Genomic DNA, 15,282 nt, shown 5'->3' with positions numbered 1-15,282 from the left:
CTAAATGTTCAAACAAAAGAAGAGTATTAAAATTTTTCAGAGTTTTTTATTTCCTTTATTGCTTTTGTCTGTTACCGCTTGTGGACAGCAAAGCACTACCCCTGCAAACAATTCTACACCCGCTCCTGCTACCACGACGGCGCCTGCTCCGTCTACTGAAACCAAGCAGTTGACAATTGGGATTGCCCAATTCGTTGAACACCCTGCTTTGGATGCAGCGAGAGAGGGCTTTATCAGCCAACTGGCTAAAAATGGTTACGAAAAAGACAAGCAAGTAAAAATCGATGTGCAATCCGCTCAAGCGAGCATGGATACAGCCATTCAGATTGCCCAAAAATTCGAGGCTGACAAAGTAGATTTGGTGTTGGCCATTGCGACTCCAACGGCACAGGCTGCTGCACAAACCAGCAAAGAGATTCCGATCCTGTTTACTGCGGTAACAGACCCGGTAGAAGCTGGTCTGGTAGCAGCGATGGACAAGCCGGGAGCAAACGTAACTGGTACATCGGATATGAATCCAGTTGAAGAGCAATTGAAGCTGATCAAAGAAATGAAAGCTGATGCGAAATCTGTTGGAATCATTTATAGTTCTGGCGAAGTCAACTCCAAAGTACAGGTAGATGCGGCAAAAGCAGTAGCCGGCAAGCTTGGTTTAGAGATTAAAGAAGCGGCGATTACGAGCGCGACAGAAGTGAAGCAAGCAGCTGAGTCCATGGTCGGCAAAGTAGATGCTTTCTACGTACCGACTGACAACATGGTCGTCTCTTCGATTGCAGCTGTTATCGGTGTCGCTGAAGCACAAAAAATTCCGGTCATCGCTGGTGAAGAAAACTCTGTGAAGAGCGGAGCGATTGCCACTTACGGGATCGACTACACAAAGCTGGGCGAGCAAACAGCTGATATGGCAACAAAAATCCTGAAGGGTGAAGCGAAGCCGGCTGATATGGCTGTTGAAGTGCAAGCAGACATGAAGCTCGTATTGAACAAGAAAGCGGCGGAAAAAATGGGTGTGACGATTCCGCAAGCCATGCTCGACCGTGCTGGACAAGTGATCGAGTAATAAATGCAGTAATTGGAGGATTTCTTCTATGAATCAACTGGCAATAATGGGAGCCATTGAGCAAGGTTTATTATTTGGTATCTTGGCTCTCGGTGTATATCTGACCTTCCGAGTCCTAAACGTTCCTGACTTGACCGTAGATGGTAGTTTTGCCTTGGGAGGCGCAATCGCAGCCAAATTCATTATCGATGGTACCAATCCGTTTTTGGCCACCCTGCTGGCTTTCATCGTAGGTGGTTTGGCAGGAGCTTTTACGGGCGTCTTGCATACCAAAGGAAAGATTAACGCACTTTTGGCGGGGATCTTGACGATGATTGCCTTGTACTCGATCAATTTGCGTGTCATGGGAAAAGCGAATTTGCCTCTTTTGCGGGAAGATACCTTGTTCACTTATGTGAAGGATATGGGCATTCCGAACCTGGCCGTAGGTGGAGTTACCTTGCTGACAGGTGTAGCAATCGTCTTTATCGTAGGTGTTCTGGTGTTGAAGCTCATCATTGACTGGTTCCTTCATACGGATATGGGTCTGGATTTGCGTGCGACAGGTGACAATTCGAAGATGATCCGCAGCTTTGGGGTAAACACGGATTCGACAACGATTATCGGTTTGGCTCTCTCCAATGGCTTGGTAGCGTTAGCTGGTGCGTGGGTAGCCCAATACCAAGGCTTTGCGGATGTAGGAATGGGGATCGGGATGATCGTTATCGGTCTCGCTTCCGTTATTGTCGGGGAAGTTTTGTTTGGCAGCTCTTCGATTTTCCGAGTGACGCTTGCTGTCATTCTCGGCTCGATTGTGTACCGCTTGGTCATTGCCCTTGCTCTGGATGCAGGACTCAATCCTTCTGACATGAAGCTGATTACTGCCCTGATTGTTATCATCGCCCTGACAGTACCTACTGTGGCAAAAGGCATCTGGAAAAAGCAAGCGGTACGCTCGGCAAGGGGAGGAAGCAGCGATGCTTAAAATTACAAACGTCAACAAAGTATTCAACGCAGGAACTGTGAATGAAAAGATCGCGCTTCGAAACGTCAATCTGCACGTTAAGAAGGGAGAGTTCATCACCGTTATTGGTAGTAATGGTGCCGGTAAATCGACGATGATGAACATGATCTCTGGTGGACTGACGCCAGATAACGGAAGCATTACGATTGACGGCAAAGATGTCACCCGCTTGGCAGAGCACCAACGCGCAGGTCTGATCGGCCGTGTGTTTCAGGACCCGATGGCAGGTACAGCGCCGAACATGACGATTGAGGAAAATTTGGCAATCGCATTGGGGCGGGGAAAACGTCGTACACTTGGATTTGGGGTGAATAACCAGAAGCGAGAGCTGTTCCGTGAGCAGCTCAAGCAGCTGGATCAGGGGCTGGAGAACCGTTTGAAGACCAAAGTTGGTTTTCTCTCAGGGGGACAGCGCCAAGCACTGAGCCTGTTGATGGCTACCTTCACGGAGCCAAAGATTTTGCTTCTCGATGAGCATACAGCAGCGCTTGACCCGAAACGGGCGCAGTTGATTGTAGATTTAACGGAAAAAATCGTGGAACGCCATAAACTGACGACAATTATGGTCACGCATAATATGGAACAAGCGTTGAACATGGGGAATCGCCTGTTGATGCTCCACGATGGGGGAATCATCCTCGACATTCCGGATGAGAAAAAACGGACGATGAAACCGCAGGATCTGCTTCGCGCATTCGAAACAGCCCGCGGTGGAGAAAGCTTCAGTGAAGATCGCTTCTTATTAACCTAATCGGATCGAATCAGCCTTCCTGTTCAAACGGGGAGGCTTTTTCGTTTGTGGAAAGATACACGTACATGAATCCAGCACCGATCAAGAGAATGCCTGCGACAATGGTGAAAAGGATCGTGCCGCCATAATGCAGCAAGACAAGGCTACCCAAGTACGGTCCGCACGTACGGGAAATGTCCCAGTGCGTTCCCGTAATCGCAAAGTACCGCCCGCGCATCGTAACAGGTGATATCCGGGTGACGAAGGCCATTAACTGAGTCAGACCAATACTTTCTCCGATGACGAGCAACACTTGCAAGGCGAGAAGGACAGGCACGTTGTCGATGAAGGCATAGCCCAAGGATACGATGAGAAAACAAATGTACGAGCCGCTAATCAACAGGCGAGCCGGCAAGTGCTGGGTCCATTTGACGAGCAAGTACTCGAACAGGAGCAGCAGGCCCCCTTTTACCGCAATGAGCAAAGCGAGAGTTTGCAAATAGTCTGGCAGCGTGTATTTGAGATGAAGCTGGAGATTTGTCTCGGTTTGGGCGTAAAACAAACTGATCGGCAAAGACAGCAGCATGATGGCAAGGGCTGGTCGATAAGCATGCCAGGAGCTGCGTGAACGTACGTCTGCTGCTTCTTCGACGTGAGCTTCTGGCAGCGGAGTTTGCGGGATTTTCCACCAGACGGCAAGAGCATAGATTAATAGTGAGATCGCAGTAAACAAAAATGCCATAGCAGGATCGTACTTATAAATGATGACTCCGACTAAAGGTCCCAATGCGGCCCCGATGCTGCTGGAAGTATTAAGAAGGGCAAAGGCACCGGCCATTTGTGCAGAGGAAATCGTATCAGCGAGATGTGCACGGCTGACAGGGATAAACAGGGAGCGGCCAGCGCCGTTGATGATGTACAGGATCGCAAAGCCCAGCATAGAGTCTGCCCAAGTCATTCCCAACATGGCGAAGCCTTGCAGGAAAAGGGCGAGTAGCATGATTGATTTTCGGCGATAGCGGTCCGTGATGCCACCAGCAAATAGCGTCAGCAAAATCTCGGAGAAGGGCTGCAAACCAATGACGAGCATGGTCATGGTGACAGAGCCGCCGATGTTCTCGCTCAAGTACAATACGAGAAACGGGGCGATCATGGCGCTGGATAGTGAGGTGAGCGTTTCGCCGAATAGACGGACCCAGAGGAGTATCGGATACGCAGCAAAGAATCGACTGAGAGCATGCGGAACGTGTGGCATAAGAAAATCCTTTCTTTCGGCTTTTTCCGGTTAGTTGGTGTTTTTAGAATTGTAAGGTGGCAAAGACTGGAGAAAAAGCGTACGATTAGGCGAATAGCTTTTTCATGTTTTATGGGCGAATTGGTGGTGGCAAGATGCAACTCGTTGAACAATACATCCGTTTATGTGCGGGGCGGCCTGATGAAACGATAAGGCGCCCGCATGACATATCGTTAGCTGAAGTTGCTTCGCTTTTATTTTGTACGTTGCGGAATGCGACACTGACTTTGAAAAAAATGCAAAGCCAGGGATGGGTAATCTGGCAACCGGGGAGAGGGCGAGGAAACCGATCTGTTTTGACATGCTTGCTCGCGCCCGAAGACCTGATCATGAGCGTAGCCAAAGAACTCGTGCAAAAAGGAGAGATTCGTGCTGCACGGGAGATGATCGACGAATATGGGGTAAATTTGCAAGCTTTGGGTGAAAATTTTTCACGATGGATGAATAGTCAGTTTGGACATCGTGTGAAGCGGGAAAAGGGAAGTAAGGGCAGAGTCGATACCTTGCGTTTGTTTTACAGTCGACCATTCGCAGGGCTTGATCCGATTCATATTCTCCTGCGCTCCGAGTCACATATGGTCAAGCAGCTGTTTGATTCTCTGGTCCAGTTTGATCCAGTCACGAGACGGATTGAACCCGCTATCGCTTTTTATTGGGAGGCTAGTGAGGAAGGAAAGCAGTGGACTTTTTACTTGCGAAAAGGTGTCTTATTCCATCATGGCCGACCACTTGTTGCCGATGATGTGCGCTTTTCGTTACTTCGTTTGATGGAGCATTCCTATAAACATCGTTGGCTAGCCGCTTCCATCGAATCGATTACCGTCAAAGATGACTACGTATTGACGATTTTTTTGCATATGCCAGATGAATTGTTTTTACAGGCACTGAGCAAGGAATATATGGCAATAGTCCCCTGTGATTACGTTCAGGAGATGGGGGAGCAATTTGCGCAAATGCCAGTAGGAACGGGGCCGTTTCGTGTAGTCCGCAACGATGATTCCATGCTCGTGCTAGAAGCGTTCACGCCTTATTTTGGGGGAAGGCCGTTCTTGGACCGAATCGAAATCTGGTGCGTACCTGGAATGGCAGTAGAAGCGCATGCAGATGAAAGCACGCTATCCGTAACGGCTTTGGATGAACATTGCGATAGGAGCTTTCTGGCATGGAGTGACGTTGGGAGATTGGAAGATTGTTTTCAATACGTCAGCTTGAACGGAGCAAAAAATGGTCCGCTGTCACATCGCGAATTTCGGAGTCTCATGGTCGCTATCATTTGTGGACAAGCTTTAAGACAAGAGCTACAGGGAACGAGGGAGCATGCAGTCATCTGGGGTAAAACCGATTCGTTCCAAGAAAAAAGAGAAGTGCCGGATTCACAGGAGTTGGCTCGTATTTTCAAAGAGAGCGGGTATCAGGGAGAGGCGCTGTCACTTTATACGTATCCAGACTCCGATCATATAGAAGATGCCCGGTGGATTCAGAAAACGTGCAAGGAATACGGAATTGCCATAGAGATCAGGTATGCATCCCCGGAGGAGCTTGCCTCGCCTTCGTTATTGCAAGAGGCCGATTTAGTTGTGGATAGTGCGAATGTAGATGAAAGGGCGGAGCTGTCGTTACGAGAATTTCTACACGCTGGTGCGTTGAGTATTTCTCATCATTTAGATCCGCGTGGAAAGGAAGAGATTGCGTATTGGATGAGTCGCATGTCGTGCGCCCGAACAGAACAAGACCGACAAGCTTGCGTAGACAGCATCATGCATACGCTTGCGGCTTGCAGTACGTTTGTCCCGCTGTATTCGAATCGGGTAGAAATGCTTGCCCATCCACGGTTATCTGGTGTAAGTCTGGATGCCTATGGCTGGATTGATTTCAGGGGCATTTTTGTTAGGGAATAGCATAAATTTGTCACATAATTATGTGAAACCGCTTTCGTTTTTCATCGTATTATCATATGTAGATATTTATTATGCTCATAAAGTTCTTTGAGGAGGAGCTATGCCGGTGTATACCAAAATCGAAAAGGACAAACACATTTTGTTTGCGTCCATTCGCTTGATGATCTGCGTCGGGCACGCCGACGGTTATATAGGAAATAAAGAAATGGATCGTATTCATGAAATCGTGAATTCGGAGCATTTTACATTGAAAGAACGACAAATTTTGATGGATGATATGGACTATCCGAAGCGTCCGGAGGTCATCGTGGAAGACCTGGTAGCCATGACCCAGGCTGAAAAGCTCGTTATGATGCGCAAGCTCTACCACATGGCATTGATCGATCGGAAGCTATCCCCGTCGGAGACAAAAGAGATTGCCCGCATCGCTTGCCTGATCGGAATCTCGGAGGAAAAGCAGCGTCAAGTAGAAGAGTGGATTCGCGAAGGGATTGTTTGGCGCGAACGATGGAAAGATATTGTAGAAGAATAGCCAGGGCCCCAATATGATTGGGGTCCTTTCGTTTTTGGGGGAAGCGTGGCGCAGCCTCGTTTTCTACAGTACAATAAGAAAAATAACGTCTCAGCAAGTGGCAACGCTATGGTTAAAGGAGGAGACCCTATTTTGCGGATCTTGGTTACGAATGATGATGGCATCGATGCTCTTGGTATCAAGCGGTTAGTAGAAGCTTTGCTCACTTTGGAGGGAGCGGAAGTCTATATAGTAGCACCGGTTGAAGAGAAAAGCGGGGTCGGACACGGAATCACTTATCGGAGTGCACTCTCGCCTCAACAGCGTGATTTTTACGGAATGCCGGTGAAAGCGTGGGCGGTCAATGGTAACCCTGCTGACTGTGTAAAAGCTGCTTACCATCTCTTGTTTGAACATGGGAAAAAGCCGGATATCGTATTCTCGGGGATTAACGTCGGGACCAATCTCGGACGTGATATTTATTACTCCGGTACGTGCAGCGGTGCCAGGGAGGCGGTAATCTTGGGTGTTCCTGGTGTTGCCCTTTCCTATGATAACTGGTTCGATCAAGACAACTACGGCGATGTAGTGGAGATGATTCGTCCGCTCGTAAAAGAATTCAGCGATCTTGCGGTCAAAGGGGAACTGGCGTCAGAGGTATTCTGGAATATCAATATCCCGCATGTGCCGCTGGCTGAGGTGAAAGGAATGGTTCCGGCCACCTTGTCCATGAACCACTATGAAGACAAATATAGCGAAGAAGCAGAAGGCTATTATTTGGCACGCGAGTATCCTCAAGTCATGCCACTGGCGGAGCCGCTGGACTATGATTTGCTCAAGCACGGTTATATTGCGATCACCCCTGTCCACATTGACGCGACAGATCGGACTCTCTTAAAACAAATGGACAATTGGGCATTGCTAAAAGACTGGGGAAAACAGGAGGAATAACGCATGAACGACGATTTTTTTCCTCCGCTAACCCCCGATGACACCCTGTGCTCTCTAGACGAGTCAACGCAGGGAGAGGTACTCGACCCCGTGGTTTATCACGATTTGTACAAGCTGGCAGAAGAAGAGGGTCTTCCTTACTTTGTCCGTCTTAGTGGCACTGGCGTAGTGGAGCTGTATTTGGTGTTCGAATCGGTGGATGCTTTCAGTGAGCAGACGAGAGATGCCGTTTCGCTCGAATTCAAGACGTATCAAAATAAACTGCTCGCGGTCATTTGGACACTTTCGGACCCGCTGAATCCGCTTGGTTTTCCCTTGACGTTCGACATAGCGCGTGCTGATGAGCGAAGCATGGCCTTGAGAATGATCGAGCAGCCGTATACTTCTTTACACTACTTGGCTTACGCGGATCGTAAACTTACCCATATCTATTCCGAGTCGGTTTCTTTTTCCCCAGCGGAAGTGGCTCGGACACGTGAGATGATTCAGGCGCTCTATGAGGGGACTCCCGATACACTCCCGGAAGAGGTGCAGGTGCGTGAGGAAGAGACTGAAAGCATCTCGGCGATGAGCTTGCCTGCATCCGTTTTTACGGAATCGGGGATGGCCTTCATATTGCGTTACAAGCACATGAGAGATGTCCATGGTGAAGAAGGGGCCCAGCATTTATTGATGAGTACTGTGCAGCAAGCAATATGGGTCATGCGCAGGCACGCCCGCAGCGAAGTCCGGGATACGTCCTTTACCGTATGGGCTGCGGAAGAGGGCGATTACGCAATGATCGTGCTGACGCCTAGTCTCTCGCATTTATTCGAGGTTGTTCACATGTCAGAGGATGAAGCGAATCCGTTCTCGCGCTTTTTGATGACCTTGCCGGAGTACGTGCAGACACAGGACGCTTCTCCCTTGCAGGTGGGCGCCTATCCACTGCTGCGTTATGAGAGCGGTCGCCTCTATCATTTGGAGCTGGATGAAGAGGTACAGGAGCATCTCGCGCAGGTGTTTTCGAAAGCGTTTCCAGGGATGCCTGTCCCTTACCTGTAATTGTTGTGAGATTGTGAAAAAAGACTCTCCCTGGAATTTTTTCGTCTTCGATGAAATATGGGTAAATAAGTCATTTTTCAACAAAGGATACGACAAGCGGGAATTCGAATTAGGTAAGACAGACATTCCATTGGGGAGAGGTGACGACGATGTACGCTGTTGAACCCAATTTGTTCCAGGCTGTTTCTGAATGCGCCCACCGTTTTCAAGGGGAGGTTGAGCAACTGGCACAACGTCATGCACTTACGATCGAAGGAGGGCTTCCTGCCTTGGAGCTGCAAGTACATCCGCAGTTTCAGGCTTTGCTCGAGTACAATCTGTGGGGAGAAGCCGGTTTAGTTGTTATCCATGGGAAATTACATAAGCGTGATCACGTTTGGACAGATTCGTTTTCTGTCATGATGAAGTTTTCCTTGACGTATGATCCGAGTATCGATATCGAAGGAAAGAAGCAGCGCATTGAAGAGTTTTTATACGGGGAAGGAGAGTACTTCTGGAATATCCCTCCCGCTGGCCATGTCGGTCATAGTGAACTGACCCTGCGCTTTACTTACCAGCCTGGAACGAACCGTCTTGCGGAATATGTCAGGAGTGTTTTGGGAATCGTAACCGGAAAGATGATGGCTGCCTAAAGCGGCATGAAAGACAAATGGCTCTCCGTCACAGGAGGGCTATTTTTTTCGAAGGAGGACAGAAATGCGTTTATTCATAGCATTGGATATTCCCGCTGAGGCTGCCGCTTATATTGCCGATGTTCAAAAACGGTTGAAGCAAGATGTGTCTGCGGACAGGTGGCAGTCCCTCGCTAATTTGCATCTGACTCTACATTTTCTTGGTGAAGTAGATGAGTTACTCGTCCCCGCTATCTGTGAGGATATGGATATCGTCAGCGCGATCATCCAGCCATTTACCCTGGGTGTTGGCAGCTTTGGGGTTTTTCCGAATGCCCTGCATCCACGTGTGCTTTGGCTGGGACTGCGCGGCCAACTTTCTCCTCTCAAACAGCTGCATTTATTGTTGGGCAGACGGTTTGAGTTGCACGAAGGCTTGTCCTACGATCGGAAGCGGTATCGGCCACATATTACGCTGGCACGTGGTCCGCATCGCAGTGGGGATGAGCTTGCCCTCCTGGATTGGAATGAACGCTATTTAGCGCAGGAGCCGCCACAATGGAAGGCAAGGCATTTCCATTTGTATCGTTCCGAGCTGTTGCGGGAGGGCGCGGTACATACGATTATCCACACGAGCACGTTTGATAAAGATCACAGCAAAAAACAAGCGTTGCCTGAATAGACTAAGAAGAAAGGATCAGGGAAGCCTTCCAGAAAGCGGTGGAAAACGGATGGGTGAGTTCACGACCGGCATTCTTTATCCACGCAAATACGAACCGAAAGTACTGATTGCCTTATCCAAGACAGAGCAGCCATATTTCCACAGAAACGTCAACAGCGACTGGAATGCATTTTTCCTGCAGGATGAGTGGCTGGAAACCTCCACGACGCTTGATTTTTTGCTGAGACTGTCCAAGCAATTCGTTCCCCTCCTCTGGTTTCATGACGCTGAGGACAACGGCTGGGGCTTTCGCTTGTTCGATGCAGGCTTCGAGGTTGCGTCAGCGACAATCAGCTACTCGCTCGATGTGGAAATGGCGGAAGCCGAGTTTGGCAGGCTTTATCCAGAAATTGACCTGCAGGAAGGAATTGTAGACAGCGAGGACGTTCGGCAAAAGTATGAAGACATACTGGAGAGGGTAGTGCGTTCGGAGTTGTATCGGCGAGAAGTAGGTAAAGGGATCACACGTATCAAGCCGCAGTCGTTTAGTCGGATCGTGGGTCCGAAGCAGATTCAGCAGTTACGTTCCCTTTTTGATTTGCAGTTGTTGACGAACGTCGATGACGACACAGGGGCTTCACTGTTGTACGACTCGGTTGACCTGTTCAAAGAAATTTTGGGAATCGAAGAGATGGTGTGGGTGAACTTTGCATATTTAGCTAGCGGAGGCAGAGAGTAGGATAGAACGAATAAAAAGAGCAAAAAGCCCAGTGCATCATCTGCGCACTGGGCTTTACACTGCCACTTACTTCTTTTTCCACTGTCCAAAAATTTCATCCACATCAAGCAGCATGATCAGCTTGTCGTTCATTCGGGCAATGCCTTGCAAATACTTGCCCTCTACACCAGCGATAATGGGTGGTGCAGGCTCGATCATGCTCTGCGGAATATTCATGACCTCAGAGACCGCATCCACGATAATTCCAATGTTCAAACCATCCATCTGCAAGTCAACAAAACGAGTATCATCTGTTTCTTCCATAGGTTCCAAATCAAACATTTTCCGCAAGTTGATGATCGGCAAGATCCGCCCACGCAGATCAATGACTCCTTCGACATAAAGTGGAGATTTTGGAAAACGTGTAATGGGCAGCGGCTTGATGATCTCACGTACGAGCGAAATCGACAGTCCGTAATATTCATTCCCCATTTTAAACAAAATCTGTTGTTCAACAGCAGCTTCTGCTTCCCAATCCGAACCGTTGCTTCTTTTCGTCATTTCCATGTGCATAATTCCTCCCCGAACCGCTTTCCATGTCTTTACCCATATTGTACCATGGACAAACCTACTCAGAACGTTTTTTTGTGGTAAGGCAAAGACTTAAAACAGACCGACAAGCATCAGGCTCGTCGGTCTGTCTTCTTGATTATGGTTCACGAAGGTCGTTCAAAGAGATTCCTTGCTCGAGCGCGAAATCAAAATCATCCACATCGTAAAATTGAACGGGCACGATATATTCCAATATCCGATCCTGATAATCAGGCTGGTCTGTGAGAAGCGGGGCCTCGAATTTCATGGCTGTCAACAATAGCTGTGTCTCTACGGGATCAAATATCTCCCCCCACATGGCGTTGTCCTCTACTTTTACGACCGTCAGGGTCACGCCGTTCGGAAAAGAAAAGGGAACCTTGGACCATGGGGCTATCAGTCCTTTTTCCATTCGTTTTCGGTTGAATGGATCGGCAAAAAATTGGCTCATTTCTTTCATAATCCGCCGGACATACTGATCATCAGCAGAGTAGGGCATGATAGGTTCAGGACTCTGGATAAATTCGTCCAATTCATAGATTGTCGACGCGGGTATCAGATATTCTACTGGTTGCGATGGGACCATCAACTCCCCGTAGATAGCCAACATGATCGCTTCTATAACGAATTGTTTCGACATTTCGACAACCCTCCTCGTTACCATCATACAAAAAATCAGGGGCACCGTACAAGGGTGGCGAGTAGGGCTCAAAAAGTTCAGGGAGGGTGCATCCTTTGTTTGAATCTGCTTTTTTTTCGTCGCTGCTACTCATCATTACCATTAACCTCGTATTAAGTGGAGATAATGCCGTGGTCATTGCCATCGCTTGCCGGAAGCTCCCTGTCGAACAACGAAAACAAGCCATTTTGTGGGGAACGTTTCTTGCTATCATCGTACGCGTAATCGCTACGATTCTTGCTGTTTATTTGCTGAAAATCCCGTATTTGTACCTGATTGGCGGAATCATTCTGCTATGGATCAGCTACAACCTGTTGCGCGAGGACGAGCGAGAGGAAGCAATCAACTCGAGTGAAGACTTGATCCAAGCGGTCAAGACGATTGTTGTGGCAGATGTGATGATGGGACTGGACAATGTACTCGCTATTGCAGGGGCAGCGCAAGGCGACGTCGTCCTCATCGTGCTGGGCCTCTTGATCAGTGTGCCTCTCATGGTTTTTGGTAGCCAGCTCATTTTAAAGGCAATGGAGCGCTTTGTATGGCTTGTTTATATTGGTTCAGGTGTCCTGGCAGTGACGGCGGCGAATATGATTCTCATGGAAAATACGATGCGTGAGTGGGTCGCAGGGATGAGTTGGCTCGAATATGTGATCAAAATTGGGTTGGTCGCTCTCGTTTTAGTTGCGGGGTATTTGCAACGTACGAAAACAACCCGTACCCACGCATGAAAAAACTGAGATGAATAATGAATCTCAGCCAGGCTGTCGAGAAAGTCGACAGCCATTTTTATTTCACTTAATTTTAAAGCGACACCGCGTTAATGTGTTATTATTTTTATAATATCATTTAACAGTAGGTGATAATTGTGCTTTCCTCCAATGATAAAAATCCACAAATGCATTACGAATTTGTATGCCTCGATGAATTGGTCCCGGAGGACCATTTATTAAGGGTAATTCAAAAGCATATAGATTTCTCCTTCATCCGAGAAAAAGTACGTCAATATTATTGCGAAGATAACGGTAGACCTTCCATTGATCCTATTGTGTTATTTAAAATGATTTTCATTGGATACCTTTACGGTATCCGCTCAGAGAGGCAGCTCGAAAAAGAAATTCAGACCAACATTGCCTATCGTTGGTTTCTTGGCCTTTCTTTAACAGATCGAGTTCCAGATCATACAACAATCAGTTGGAATCGTCGAACTCGTTTTAGAAATACAAATGTTTTTCAGGAGATTTTTGATGAAATTGTGCGCTTGGCTATTCAGAATCGAATGATCGGTGGACGTGTCTTGATAAGTGATTCCACGCATCTTAAAGCAAATGCGAATAAACGAAAATTTAAGAAGCATGTCATCGAGAAAACGAGTCGTGCCTACCTCAAAGATTTAGAGGCAGCAATTAATGAAGACCGTGAAGTACATGGAAAAAAGGATTAAAGCCTAGAGAGGGTGTGAAGGAAGAAAAGGAAATCAAGGTGAGCACCACTGATCCAGAAAGTGGCTACATGGTTCGAGACGGCAAGCCCGAAGGCTTTTTCTATCTTGATCACCGAACCGTCGATCATAAGTACAATATTATTACCGATGTACATGTGACTGCTGGCAATGTCCATGATTCCGTTCCTTACATAGATAGGCTGAATCTCCAAATCGAGAAGTTTGGTTTTAAGGATTCAATTGAAGCTGTTGCATTAGATGCAGGTTATCTAACTACTCCAATCTGCAAGGCACTTCACGATATAAATGTATTTGCTGTCATCGGTCATCGTGCCTTTACACCTGTTAAAGGTCTTTTTTCTAAATGGCGCTTTAAATATGATCTTGAGCTTGACGTGTACGTATGCCCTCAAAAACATAAGCTTACTTATTCGACTACCGATCGAAACGGATACAGGATATATAAGTCCGATAAAGAAACATGTAAAACTTGTCCGAGGCTTGCTGAGTGTACCCGATCTAAAAATCACCAAAAGGTGATAAGCAGGCACGTTTGGGAAGAGAGTAAGGAATGGGTTCGACAGAACCGTTTAAGTAAATCAGGGAAATATTTGTATAGATTAAGATACCAAACCATAGAGCGAAGCTTTGCAGATGCTAAAGAACTGCATGGGCTTCGCTATTGCAGGTTACGCGGACGAGAAAATGTCCAAGAGCAGGCATTGATGACAGCAACAGTTCAAAACATTAAAAAGATAGCACTACACCTAGCGAAGGCAAGTTAGGTGCAGGCTACCTCTTTTTCAGCACTTCGTGCTGGAACAATACCAAAAAGAAATCCCCCAAAAAGGGGGTTTCTCTTCAGTCTGACTGAGATGAATAATGAATCTCAGCTTTGTCGTGAGCCTATAAGGTTTTGACGATCGTTACGCTCATCCATTCTTTATCGTAGAGATCGATTTCATAGGTGGTGGCTACTTCAGATCCATCTTCATTGGTTAAAATACGGATCGTGGGCCGATTCACTGCCAATGGATTCACTTTGGAAACGACCCCGGTATGCCCTGTACTCAGCAATACAGTAGAGGCAATTGGATAAATCGCGACGTGCTGCAGGAATAGCTTGAGCAAGTCGAGGTCGAAATAGGTGTTTCCTGTAGCGAACAAGTACTCGGTAGCATCACTCGGCGAGTAGCTTTTCCGAAATGGACGCGGGGAAACCAAGGCATCGTAAACATCCGCGATTGCGACGATGCGTGCATACTCGTGAATATTTTTCTCACAGAGCTGACGAGGATATCCTGTTCCATTGTATCTCTCGTGGTGTTGCAGCGCACAGTGTGCGGAGACGACCGAGATATTATGTTGATTCCGCAAAATATGGAAGCCTTCTTCGGTATGGTATTGGACACGTTGGCGTTCTTCGGGGCTTAACTCGGTACGCATGGTCCAGAGCTCCTTAGGAACCTGTGTCATGCCGATGTCGAACAAAAGAGCACCAATGCCCAATTCCATCATCTGCTGCTGGTTGTAACCTTTGGCCATCCCTACCACACCAGACAGAACAGCGACATTGACAGCGTGGTGAAAAAGGTAACCATCCAAAACGTGAAGACTGGACAAGTTGACCAAGATGTCCTTGCGACTGCTCAAGTCTTGAAAGATTTCCCGAAAAACCTTTTGAAAACTGCTCCCGAAATCAGGTGCGGACGTACGGCGCTTGATCTGCGGCTGATCCATGAGGGTGGTCATCGTTTTGTACACGGCATCCACGGCTTCTTTACGCGTCTCATCGCGGATTACATCTTCCGGCATGATATCTTCAGTATGCTTGTCTTGAATGTAAAGGGTATCAATTCCCAATTGAACAAGGCGTTCAATGTAACGGGGAGTTAGTTGTACCCCGATCCCCAGCAGAACGTTCCCATTTTCTTGGAACACGCTCTTGGCAATGACATCGCCCGGCTTTACCGAAGTAATATGCAATTTTCTCACAACGAAAGCCCCAGTCCTTTTTTTGTGGAATGTAAATAGTCCTGATTTTCAGTCAGTTCATATAGTACCATTTTATCACAATAGAACATGGGGAG

16 protein-coding genes are annotated in these 15,282 nt (G+C 47.5%); 12 read left to right on the top strand and 4 right to left on the bottom strand.

From position 1 onward, the window contains the following. Positions 1-4 precede the first annotated feature (4 nt). The 3 genes from HP567_RS22720 to HP567_RS22710 are packed head-to-tail and all read left to right on the top strand — an operon-like array spanning position 5 to position 2,814. Positions 5-1,060 carry an ABC transporter substrate-binding protein gene (locus tag HP567_RS22720; RefSeq protein WP_173612293.1) on the top strand — a complete coding sequence of 352 codons (1,056 nt, stop codon included), beginning with the start codon at positions 5-7 and terminating at the stop codon, positions 1,058-1,060. Between the two features lie 28 nt (positions 1,061-1,088). Continuing rightward, positions 1,089-2,024, top strand: a complete 936-nt coding sequence (locus HP567_RS22715) for an ABC transporter permease (RefSeq protein ID WP_173612294.1) — start codon at positions 1,089-1,091, stop codon at positions 2,022-2,024. Continuing rightward, positions 2,017-2,814: an ABC transporter ATP-binding protein gene (locus HP567_RS22710; protein ID WP_173612295.1), complete on the top strand. Its 798-nt coding sequence runs from the start codon at positions 2,017-2,019 to the stop codon at positions 2,812-2,814. Before HP567_RS22715 ends, HP567_RS22710 begins: the two co-directional genes overlap by 8 nt. A gap of 10 nt (positions 2,815-2,824) precedes the next feature. On the opposite strand, the gene HP567_RS22705 is transcribed toward HP567_RS22710, so the two are convergent. Further along, positions 2,825-4,048 carry an MDR family MFS transporter gene (locus tag HP567_RS22705; RefSeq protein ID WP_173612296.1) on the bottom strand — a complete coding sequence of 408 codons (1,224 nt, stop codon included), beginning with the start codon at positions 4,046-4,048 and terminating at the stop codon, positions 2,825-2,827. 134 nt (positions 4,049-4,182) lie between these two features. Between HP567_RS22705 and HP567_RS22700 the strand changes: the two genes are divergently transcribed. The 7 genes from HP567_RS22700 to HP567_RS22670 all read left to right on the top strand — a co-directional run bounded on the left by HP567_RS22700 (position 4,183) and on the right by HP567_RS22670 (position 10,502). Further along, positions 4,183-5,985, top strand: coding sequence for an SgrR family transcriptional regulator (locus HP567_RS22700; protein WP_173612297.1), 1,803 nt, complete (start codon positions 4,183-4,185; stop codon positions 5,983-5,985). Positions 5,986-6,085: 100 nt separating this feature from the next. After that, positions 6,086-6,517: a DUF533 domain-containing protein gene (locus HP567_RS22695; RefSeq protein ID WP_173612298.1), complete on the top strand. Its 432-nt coding sequence runs from the start codon at positions 6,086-6,088 to the stop codon at positions 6,515-6,517. 108 nt (positions 6,518-6,625) lie between these two features. After that, the gene (gene surE, locus HP567_RS22690; RefSeq protein WP_173612299.1) at positions 6,626-7,447 is read left to right on the top strand and encodes a 5'/3'-nucleotidase SurE; all 822 of its coding nucleotides are present in this window, start codon (positions 6,626-6,628) and stop codon (positions 7,445-7,447) included. 3 nt (positions 7,448-7,450) lie between these two features. Continuing rightward, the gene (locus HP567_RS22685) at positions 7,451-8,491 is read left to right on the top strand and encodes a hypothetical protein (protein ID WP_173612300.1); all 1,041 of its coding nucleotides are present in this window, start codon (positions 7,451-7,453) and stop codon (positions 8,489-8,491) included. Between the two features lie 149 nt (positions 8,492-8,640). After that, the gene (locus HP567_RS22680; protein WP_173612301.1) at positions 8,641-9,123 is read left to right on the top strand and encodes a hypothetical protein; all 483 of its coding nucleotides are present in this window, start codon (positions 8,641-8,643) and stop codon (positions 9,121-9,123) included. Positions 9,124-9,187: 64 nt separating this feature from the next. Then, complete coding sequence (gene thpR, locus HP567_RS22675; protein WP_173612302.1) at positions 9,188-9,784, top strand: RNA 2',3'-cyclic phosphodiesterase; 597 nt, start codon at positions 9,188-9,190, stop codon at positions 9,782-9,784. A gap of 49 nt (positions 9,785-9,833) precedes the next feature. After that, positions 9,834-10,502 (top strand): hypothetical protein, encoded by a 669-nt coding sequence (locus tag HP567_RS22670; RefSeq protein ID WP_173612303.1) that lies wholly within the window; start codon positions 9,834-9,836, stop codon positions 10,500-10,502. 66 nt (positions 10,503-10,568) lie between these two features. Here the strand turns inward: HP567_RS22670 and HP567_RS22665 are convergent, their stop codons facing one another. Then, positions 10,569-11,048 (bottom strand): chemotaxis protein CheW, encoded by a 480-nt coding sequence (locus HP567_RS22665; RefSeq protein ID WP_173612304.1) that lies wholly within the window; start codon positions 11,046-11,048, stop codon positions 10,569-10,571. Between the two features lie 142 nt (positions 11,049-11,190). Continuing rightward, positions 11,191-11,712: a hypothetical protein gene (locus tag HP567_RS22660; protein ID WP_015892281.1), complete on the bottom strand. Its 522-nt coding sequence runs from the start codon at positions 11,710-11,712 to the stop codon at positions 11,191-11,193. Positions 11,713-11,798: 86 nt separating this feature from the next. On the opposite strand from HP567_RS22660, the gene HP567_RS22655 reads away from it, so the two are divergent. Both HP567_RS22655 and HP567_RS22650 read left to right on the top strand, forming a co-directional pair. Then, positions 11,799-12,479, top strand: a complete 681-nt coding sequence (locus HP567_RS22655) for a TerC family protein (protein WP_173612305.1) — start codon at positions 11,799-11,801, stop codon at positions 12,477-12,479. A 167-nt stretch (positions 12,480-12,646) separates the two neighbouring features. Then, a protein-coding gene (locus tag HP567_RS22650) for an IS1182 family transposase (protein WP_221867259.1) occupies positions 12,647-13,977 on the top strand; the annotation gives its coding sequence in 2 pieces (ribosomal slippage) (positions 12,647-13,187 and positions 13,187-13,977; 1,332 coding nt in all). A 121-nt stretch (positions 13,978-14,098) separates the two neighbouring features. Here the strand turns inward: HP567_RS22650 and HP567_RS22645 are convergent. After that, positions 14,099-15,187 carry an HD-GYP domain-containing protein gene (locus HP567_RS22645; RefSeq protein WP_173608349.1) on the bottom strand — a complete coding sequence of 363 codons (1,089 nt, stop codon included), beginning with the start codon at positions 15,185-15,187 and terminating at the stop codon, positions 14,099-14,101. Positions 15,188-15,282 lie beyond the last annotated feature (95 nt).

Origin of the sequence: Brevibacillus sp. M2.1A, assembly GCF_013284355.2 — a bacterium.
GTDB lineage: Bacteria > Bacillota > Bacilli > Brevibacillales > Brevibacillaceae > Brevibacillus.
The sequence above is the reverse complement of the archived record's forward strand: the minus strand, read 5'-3'. Positions and strand labels throughout refer to the sequence as shown.

Coding starts and splice junctions, on each gene's coding strand:
- HP567_RS22660 (WP_015892281.1), bottom strand. CDS start 11,712: ATGTCGAAACAATTCGTTATAGAAGCGATCATGTTGGCTATCTACGGG.
- HP567_RS22680 (WP_173612301.1), top strand. CDS start 8,641: ATGTACGCTGTTGAACCCAATTTGTTCCAGGCTGTTTCTGAATGCGCC.
- HP567_RS22715 (WP_173612294.1), top strand. CDS start 1,089: ATGAATCAACTGGCAATAATGGGAGCCATTGAGCAAGGTTTATTATTT.
- HP567_RS22665 (WP_173612304.1), bottom strand. CDS start 11,048: ATGGAAATGACGAAAAGAAGCAACGGTTCGGATTGGGAAGCAGAAGCT.
- HP567_RS22705 (WP_173612296.1), bottom strand. CDS start 4,048: ATGCCACACGTTCCGCATGCTCTCAGTCGATTCTTTGCTGCGTATCCG.
- HP567_RS22700 (WP_173612297.1), top strand. CDS start 4,183: ATGCAACTCGTTGAACAATACATCCGTTTATGTGCGGGGCGGCCTGAT.
- HP567_RS22670 (WP_173612303.1), top strand. CDS start 9,834: ATGGGTGAGTTCACGACCGGCATTCTTTATCCACGCAAATACGAACCG.
- surE (WP_173612299.1), top strand. CDS start 6,626: ATGGTTAAAGGAGGAGACCCTATTTTGCGGATCTTGGTTACGAATGAT.
- HP567_RS22685 (WP_173612300.1), top strand. CDS start 7,451: ATGAACGACGATTTTTTTCCTCCGCTAACCCCCGATGACACCCTGTGC.
- HP567_RS22695 (WP_173612298.1), top strand. CDS start 6,086: ATGCCGGTGTATACCAAAATCGAAAAGGACAAACACATTTTGTTTGCG.
- HP567_RS22710 (WP_173612295.1), top strand. CDS start 2,017: ATGCTTAAAATTACAAACGTCAACAAAGTATTCAACGCAGGAACTGTG.
- HP567_RS22720 (WP_173612293.1), top strand. CDS start 5: ATGTTCAAACAAAAGAAGAGTATTAAAATTTTTCAGAGTTTTTTATTT.
- thpR (WP_173612302.1), top strand. CDS start 9,188: ATGCGTTTATTCATAGCATTGGATATTCCCGCTGAGGCTGCCGCTTAT.